Origin of the sequence: Paenibacillus tyrphae (assembly GCF_000722545.1) — a bacterium.
GTDB classification, from domain to species: Bacteria; Bacillota; Bacilli; order Paenibacillales; family NBRC-103111; genus Paenibacillus_G; species Paenibacillus_G tyrfis.
Map to the genome: position 1 here is coordinate 1 of NZ_JNVM01000061.1, position 8813 is coordinate 8813.

Below are 8813 nucleotides of genomic sequence, written 5' to 3' on the forward strand. Positions count from 1 at the left end.
TCCGCCTTGCGCTCCTGCGGCAGCAGCGTCTGATGCTCGAAGCCGGCCAAATAGCCGCTCCAATAGCGGGCCGCTTCCTCGCCGTCCTGACGCTCCAGCCACTCGATATAACGGCTGGATACGGGATTACGACATTACGGTGTTCGAATCGACACCGGCGCTGATTGTGCCGTTCATGCAGCATATTGTGGATCACGGCTTGGACATTAGCTCGATGGAGCTGCTGATTACGAGCTCGGACAGCTGCAGCGTAACGGATTACCGGGTGCTGCAGGAGCGTTTCGGGTCGTCCATGCGGATCATCAATGCATACGGGGTAACGGAAGCGGCGATTGATTCGAGCTACTACGACGAACCTTTGTCGAAGCTGCCGGAGACGGGCAGCGTGCCGATCGGGCAGGCGTGGCTAAATGCGCGGTTCTACATCGTGGACGCGCAGCTGCATCCGGTGCCGGTAGGCGTGCTGGGCGAGCTGTGCATCGGCGGAGCCGGGGTAGCGCGAGGCTATTTGAACCGGCCGGAGCTGACGGCGGAGAAATTCGTGCCGAATCCGTTCGTGCCGGGCGAGCGATTGTACCGTACGGGCGACCTGGCGCGGTGGATGGAAGACGGCAACGTGGACTTCATCGGCCGGATCGACCATCAAGTGAAAATTCGCGGCTACCGGATTGAGCTGGGCGAGATCGAAACGGCGATGCTGCGCTTCGCGGGCGTGAGGCAGGCAGTGGTGATCGACCGGACGGACGAGCGGGGACAAAAACATTTGGCAGGCTACGCGGCAGGGCACGAAACGCTAAGCGTAGAGGAGCTGCAGGCGTATCTGGAGCAAAGCCTGCCGTCGCATATGGTGCCGGCGCGGATGATGAGGCTGGAGCGTTTGCCGCTGACGCCGAACGGCAAAGTGGACCGCAAAGCGCTGCCGGAGCCGGAAGGCGCGGTGCGAGCGGGAGCGGCATATGCAGCGCCGAAGACGGCGGCGGAGCAGACGCTGGCGGCGGTATGGCAGGCCGTGCTGGGCGTAGAGAAGGTCGGCATCCTGGACAACTTCTTCGAGCTGGGCGGCGATTCGATCAAAGCGCTGCAGGTTGCTTCGCGTTTGCTGCAAGCCGGCTACAAGCTGGTGATGAAAGACTTGTTCCAATATCCGACAGTGGCGGCGCTGAGCCCGCATCTTCAAACGTCGGGCAAGCTGGCGAGCCAGGAATACGTAACCGGAGACGTGGAGCTGACGCCGATCCAGCGGTGGTTCTTCGGGCAGCAGCCGGCCGACGCGCATCACAGTAACCAGTCGGTCATGCTGTACCGCAAGGAACGGTTCGACGAAGCGGCGCTGCGCGTGACGATGAAGAAGATCGTCGAGCATCACGACGCGCTGCGCATGGTGTTCCGTTTGCAGGAGAATACCGGCAGCGGCTATGCGGCATGGAACCGCAGCGTGGACGAAGGCGAGCTGTTCGGCCTGGAAGTGCTGGACTTTAGCGCCATGGCGGACTGCGCGGAAACGATCGAGGCGAAAGCGACGGAAATTCAAGGCAGCATCGACCTTGAACACGGACCGCTCATGAAGCTGGGGCTGTTCCGCTGCGCGGACGGTGACCATTTGCTGATCGTGATCCACCATCTGGTGGTCGACGGGGTGTCGTGGCGCATTTTGTTCGAGGACATTGCAACAGGGTACGAGCAGACGCTGCGCGGAGAAGCGATCCGTCTGCCGCACAAAACGGATTCGTTCCGGACATGGGCAGAACAATTGTCGCGCTATGCGAGCAGCCCGGCGATGGAGCAGGAACGGGCGTACTGGCAGCAGATCGAGCAAGGAAGCTATGCCCCGCTGCCGAAGGATAACGCGGAGGCTAAACCGCTGCTGAAAGAGAGCGACGTCGTGACGGTACGCTGGACGGTGGAGGAAACGGAGCAACTGCTCAAGCAGGCGCACCGGGCATATCGCACGGAAATGAACGACCTGCTGCTGACGGCACTGGGAATGGCTGTAAGCGAATGGTCGGCTCTGGAACGGGTGCCGGTGAACCTGGAGGGCCATGGACGGGAAGAGATTATCCCGGATGTGGACGTCTCGCGGACCGTGGGCTGGTTTACGAGCCAATTCCCGGTTGTACTGGAGCTGGGACAAGACGAGTCCGTTGGACAGCGGATCAAGCGGGTGAAGGAAGGGCTTCGCCACATTCCGAACAAAGGGATCGGGTACGGCATCCTGCGGTATTTGTCCGCGCCGCAAAAGGGCATGGCATTTGCCGTAGAGCCCGAAATCAGCTTCAACTATCTCGGCCAGTTCGATCAGGATTACGAAAGCAACGATCTGAAGCAATCCCGGTATTTTGTGGGGGCGGAAGCCAGCGGGAATGCGGCAATGGATTTTGCGCTGGATATGAACGGAATCGTGTCGGAGGGCGAGCTTGTTTTAACGATCCGCTACGGTACGACCCAATACCGCCGGGAAACGGTGGAGCGGCTCAGCGGACTGCTGCAAGCCAGCTTGCGGGAAGTGATCGCGCATTGCGTGGCGAAAGAACAGCCGGAGCTTACGCCGAGCGACGTTCTGCTCAAAGGAGTGACGGTGGACGAGCTGGAGCGGTTGGCGGAGCTTACGCAGCCGGTCGGCGAGCTGGAGAACGTCTATGCGCTGACGCCGATGCAAAAGGGCATGCTGTTCCACAGCCTGATGGATGCGGAATCGGGAGCTTATTTTGAGCAGGCGACGTTCGATCTGAAGGGCGGCTTCGATGTCGTATCCTTCGGGAAAAGTTTGGATTTGCTGGTACAGCGGCATGAGACGCTGCGGACCAATTTCATCAGCGGCTGGAAGGACGAGCCGGTCCAGACCGTATTCCGGGAACGCGCGGGCGAGCTGCTTTATGAAGACCTGCGCGGCATGGAGGAAGCGGAGCGCGAGGCGTACGTCGATGCCTTTACGAGCGCGGACAAGGCCCGCGGCTTCGACCTGAGCCAAGGCTCACTGATGCGCGTATCGGTACTGCGCACCGGGGAAGAAACGTACCGGTTTGTTTGGAGCTTCCATCATATTTTGATGGACGGCTGGTGCATGTCTCTCTTGATTCAGGAAGTGTTCGGCAGCTACTTTGCGTTCCGCGAGCAGCGGCAGCCGGAGCTTGAGCCGGTAACGTCGTTCGGACGGTTTATCGAGTGGCTGGAAAATCAGAACCGCGAAGCGGCGGCCGGCTATTGGAACGATTACTTGTCCGGCTACGAGCAGCAGGTGCTGCTGCCGCAAGAGAAGCCGCAGCACAAGACGGAAGGCTACGTCCTGCAAAATCTGGACTGGACGTTCAGCCCGGAGTTGAGCGTACGGGTCGAACAGGCGGCCAGACAGCATCAGGTGACGGTCAATACGCTCATTCAGACCGTATGGGGCCTGATCCTGCAAAAATACAACAACAGCGACGATGTCGTGTTCGGCAGCGTCGTGGCAGGCCGTCCGGCGGAAATCCCGGGCGTGGAATCGATGATCGGCCTGTTCATCAATACGATTCCGGTTCGCATCACCAGCGCCGCCGGGGAATCGGTGGCCGACGTCATGCGCAGAACGCAGGAGCAAGCGCTGAATTCCGGCGTCTACGACACGTTCCCGCTGTATGAGATTCAGGCGCGGACCGGGCAGAAACGCGATTTGATCCACCATATCATGGTGTTCGAAAACTATCCGATCGACGAGCAGATCGGGCAGCTGGGCGGCGGAAGCCAGGACGCTTTTGCGATTGCGAACATCGAAACGCCGGAGCAAACGAACTACAATTTCAATTTCATCGTAATCCCCGGCGAACGGATCACCATTCGTTTCGGCTATAACGCGATGGCGTTCGACAAGGCGGGTATCGAGCAAATTGCCGGTCATGTCGCCCGCGTGCTGGAGCAGGTGGCGGCAGCCCCGCATATCCGCGTGGACGAGCTGGAATGGGTTACCGAAGCGGAGCGGGCGCAAATTGCCGAAGGCTTCAACGCTACGGCGGCGGACTATCCCCGCGACGAGACCGTTCACGGGCTGTTCGAAGCGCAGGCGGAGCGGACGCCGGACCAGGTGGCAGTCGTGTTCGAAGACGAGCGGCTCACGTACCGGGAACTGAACGAAAGAGCGAACCGGTTGGCGCATACGCTGCGGGCGGAGGGTGTACAGCCCGATCAGCCGGTCGGAATTATGGTCGAACGTTCGCTTGAAATGATCGTCGGCATATTCGGTATCCTGAAAGCCGGCGGGGCGTACGTGCCGATCGATCCGGAATACCCGCAGGAGCGCATCGCTTATATGCTGGAGGATTCGGGGGCCAAGCTGCTGTTGACACAAAGCCGTTTGCGGGAACGCGCCGATTTTGCAGGGAAGCTGCTGGTGCTTGAAGACGCAGCGATTTATAGCGAAGACGCTTCGAATCCGGAACCTGCGGCGGGACCGAGTCATTTGGCCTACGTTATCTACACGTCGGGGTCGACCGGCAAGCCGAAGGGGGTTATGGTCGAGCACCGGTCCGTCGTGCATACGCTGACCCAACTGGAGCGGGAATACCCAATGCGGGCGGACGATACGTATTTGCTGAAAACGACCTTCACGTTCGACGTATCGGTGACCGAGTTGTTCGGCTGGTATTTCGGAAAAGGAACATTGGCCATTTTGCCACAGGGGCTGGAAAAAGACCCTGCTGCGCTCACGGAAGCGATCGAGAGAAGTCAAATCACCCATTTGAATCTGGTACCGTCGATGTTCAGCGCATGGGTCAATACGCTGAAGGAAACCGGTGTTTCCAGCATCCGGACCTTGAAATATGTATTTGTCGCCGGAGAGGCGCTGCCGGTCAAAGCGGTCGAGGACTACTACAGCTTATCGGCGAACGCCAAACTGGAAAATATTTATGGTCCTACGGAGGCGACAATCTACGCGACCTATTATTCAACCACTCCGGAAACCGCAGAGCTGGCGGGCGTTCCGATCGGCCGGCCGCTCGGCAATGTGCAGGCGTGGATTATGGACGCGGCTTCCCGTTTGATGCCGATCGGCGTGGCCGGAGAGCTGTGCATCGCGGGCGAGGGCGTGGCCCGGGGCTATTTGAACCGGCCGGAGCTGACGGAGGAGAAGTTTGTACCGAATCCGTTTGCGCCGGGCAAGCGGATGTACCGGACCGGCGACTTGGTGCGCTGGATGCCGGACGGGAATATCGAATATTTGGGGCGGATCGACCATCAGGTAAAAATCCGCGGCTACCGGATCGAGCTGGGCGAGGTGGAAACGCAAGTGCTGCGCTTGCCGGACGTGCGCGAAGCGGTGGTCGTTGCGCGGGAGAACGAGCTCGGCCAGAAGCAGCTGTGCGCCTATTTCACGGCGGACCGGGAGTGGAGTGCGGCGGAGCTGAGAAGCGCGCTGTCGCAGGAGCTGCCGAGCTACATGATTCCGTCCTACTTCGTGCAGCTGGAACGGATGCCGCTGAACGCCAACGGCAAGATCGACCGCAAAGCACTGCCCGCACCGGAAGGAAGCATCCAGACCGGTATGGAATATGTGGCGCCCCGCACAACGGCGGAGCAGACGCTGGCTTCGGTGTGGCAGGCCGTGCTCGGTGTCGAAGCGGTTGGGGTGCTGGACAATTTCTTCGAGCTGGGCGGCGACTCGATCAAGGCGATCCAGGTGTCTTCCAGACTGCTTCAACTTGGGCATAAGCTCGAAATGAAAGATTTGTTCCGGTATGCGACGGTGGCCGAATTGAGCCCACTGCTCCGCGCAGCCGACAAAAAGGCGGAGCAGCGCGAGGTCAGCGGAGCCGTAAGTCTGACGCCGATTCAATACTGGTTCTTCGAGCAAAACCAGGAGGAGCCACATCATTTTAATCAGGCGGTGATGATTCACCGGGAGCGCGGCTTCGACGAAACGCCGCTTCGGCAGGCGATGACGAAGGTCGTCGAGCATCATGACGCCCTGCGCACGGTGTTCCGCAAGGCGGAACACGATTTTGAGGTGTGGAACCGCGGTATGGGCGAAGGCGAACTGTATACTCTGAGCGTGGTCGACTTGAGGGGAACGGTGGACTGCGCTGGGGCGATTGAAGCGAAAGCGAACGAAATTCAAAGCGGCATCGATTTGAGTGCCGGACCTTTGGTAAAGCTGGGGCTGTTCCGCTGCGACGACGGAGATCATTTGCTGATCGTCATTCATCATTTGGTGGTCGACGGGGTATCGTGGCGTATTTTGATCGAGGATCTGACGACAGGCTATGAGCAGGCCGCCGGCGGACAAGCCATTCGTTTGCCGTACAAAACGGATTCGTTCCGCACGTGGGCGGAGCAATTGTCACAGTATGCAGCCGGTCCGGCCATGGAAAGCGAGTCGGCGTACTGGCGGCAAATCGCCGAGGCCGGCTATGCTCCGCTGCCTCAGGACACGGCGCATGACGGCGCATTTATGCTTCGCGACAGCGATACGGTAGCCGTGCAGCTGACGAAGCGGGAAACGGAACAGCTTTTGAAGCAAACGCACCGGGCTTACGGCACCGAAGTGAACGACCTGCTGCTGACGGCGCTGGGTATGACGATCCGCCAGTGGACCGGAATGGAGCGCGTGCTGGTCAACCTGGAAGGACACGGCCGTGAGGAGATTTTGCCCGATATTGACATCTCGCGCACCGTTGGGTGGTTTACGAGCCAATTCCCGGTCGTGCTGGAGATGGGACAGGATGAGTCCGTAGCGCAGCGGATTAAACGGGTGAAGGAAGGTCTGCGCCGAATTCCGCATAAGGGGATCGGTTACGGCATTTGGAAGCATTTGTCCGGTTCCCGGGAAGCTCGTATTCGGGAGACGGAACCGCAGATCAGCTTTAACTATCTGGGGCAGTTCGATCAAGACCTGCAAAGCGGCGACGTCGCGATGTCTGCGTACTCGATCGGTTCCGCCGTCAGCGAACGCACGGTGATGAAATATGCGCTGGATTTCGGCGGGATTGTTACCGACGGCGCGCTTGTTTTGGATATCCGCTATAACGGCAAGGCATACCGCAAGGAAACGATGGAGCGACTGGCCGGGCTGCTGAAGGCGAATCTGCAAGAAGTGATCGATCATTGCGTGACCAAGGAGCGTACGGAACTGACGCCAAGCGACGTCCTGTTCAAAGGGCTGACGCTAGAACAGCTGGACGCGATTGCGGAACGGACCCGGAGCGCCGGGGAGCTGGAGAACGTGTACGCGCTCACCCCGATGCAGAACGGCATGCTGTTCCACAGCCTGATGGAGCCAGACTCGGGAGCGTACTTCCAGCAAGCCACGTTCGACCTGACGGGAAGCTTCAACTTGACGGCGTTCGAACAAAGTTTGGGGCGGCTCGCGGAACGACACGAGATTTTCCGGACGAATTTTTACAGCGGTTGGCATGAGCGGCCTTTGCAGGTCGTTTACCGGACGAAAAGGGTTGGCTTCCATTACGAGGATTTGCGCGGGATGGAAGAAGCGGAGCGTCGGGCGTATATCGCGGCTTTCCTTGAGAAGGATAAGGCCCGCAGTTTCGATTTGGCTCAGGATGCGCTGATGCGTATCTCCGTGCTGCAAACGGGGAACGCGGCGTACCGCCTCGTCTGGAGCTTCCATCATATTGTGATGGATGGCTGGTGCCTCGCTTTGGTGGCAAGCGAAGTGTTCGACACGTATTTCGCGCTGCTGGAGCAGCGTGAGCCCGAGCTTGCTCCGGTTGTCCCGTACAGCCGCTATCTCGAATGGCTGGAGCGGCAGGACGGCGAGGAAGCGGCCCGCTATTGGAGCGGCTATTTGGCAGGTTTCGAGCATCAGACGCTGCTGCCGCAGGAACGCAAGGCGGAAGGCTACGCGGCCGAGGAGCTGACATTCCAGCTCGGCAAGCGTCTGACGGAGCAAATGCGCCGGACGGCCAAGCGGCATCAGGTGACGATGAATACGCTGCTGCAGGCGGCTTGGGGCGTCGTGCTGCAAAAGTACAACAACAACGGGGACGTCGTGTTCGGCAGCGTCGTGTCAGGGCGACCGGACGATATTCCGGGCGTCGACCGGATGATCGGGCTGTTCATCAACACGATCCCGGTGCGGATTCGCTGCGAAGCGGAAACGACGTTTGCGGAATTGCTGCGGAGCACGCAGGAGCAAGCGCTGGCTTCCCGCGCTTACGAAACGTATCCGCTCTATGAGATTCAAGCTTTGACCGAGCAGAAGCAGGATTTGGTCAACCATATCATCGTGTTCGAAAACTTCCCGGTCGAGCAGGAAATGGAGCAAATGGGAGGCGACAGCGCGGACAGCTTCGCGATTGCGGGCGTCGCGATGTCCGAACAAACGAACTATGCGTTTAACATCACGGTGATGCCGGGCGAAGACATGGGCATTCACTTCGAATACAACGCGCTGGCGTTCGATCGTTCGACGCTGGACCGGATGCGGGGCCATCTCGTGCGCGTGCTGGAGCAGGCGACAAGTAACCCGGACGCGCAGGTGAGCGAGCTGGAGCTGGTTACGCCGGAAGAGTGGACGATGCTGGTGGAGAGTTTCGGCAGCGCAGGCGTACAGAAAGGCTACGCGCCGGAGCAAACGTTCCACGCGTGCTTCGAGGCGCAAGCGGAGCTTGTGCCGGAGCAGACGGCGGTCGTGTATGCCGGAGAGCAGCTGACGTACCGCGAGCTGAACGAGCGCGCGAACCGGCTGGCCCGGACGCTGCAAGCGCGCGGGATCGGGCGCGAGTCGATCGTCGGCATTCTGGCCGACCGTTCGACGGACTTGCTCGTCGCCGTGTTGGCCGTGTGGAAAGCGGGCGGCGCGTACGTACCGCTGGACCCGGACTATC

1 protein-coding gene is annotated in these 8813 nt (G+C 60.0%); it reads left to right on the forward strand.

All coding sequences use genetic code 11. From position 1 onward, the window contains the following. Window positions 1–139: 139 nt before the first annotated feature. On the forward strand, window positions 140–8813 hold an 8674-nt coding region (locus tag ET33_RS34555), incomplete at its 3' end, for a non-ribosomal peptide synthetase (RefSeq protein ID WP_152570757.1).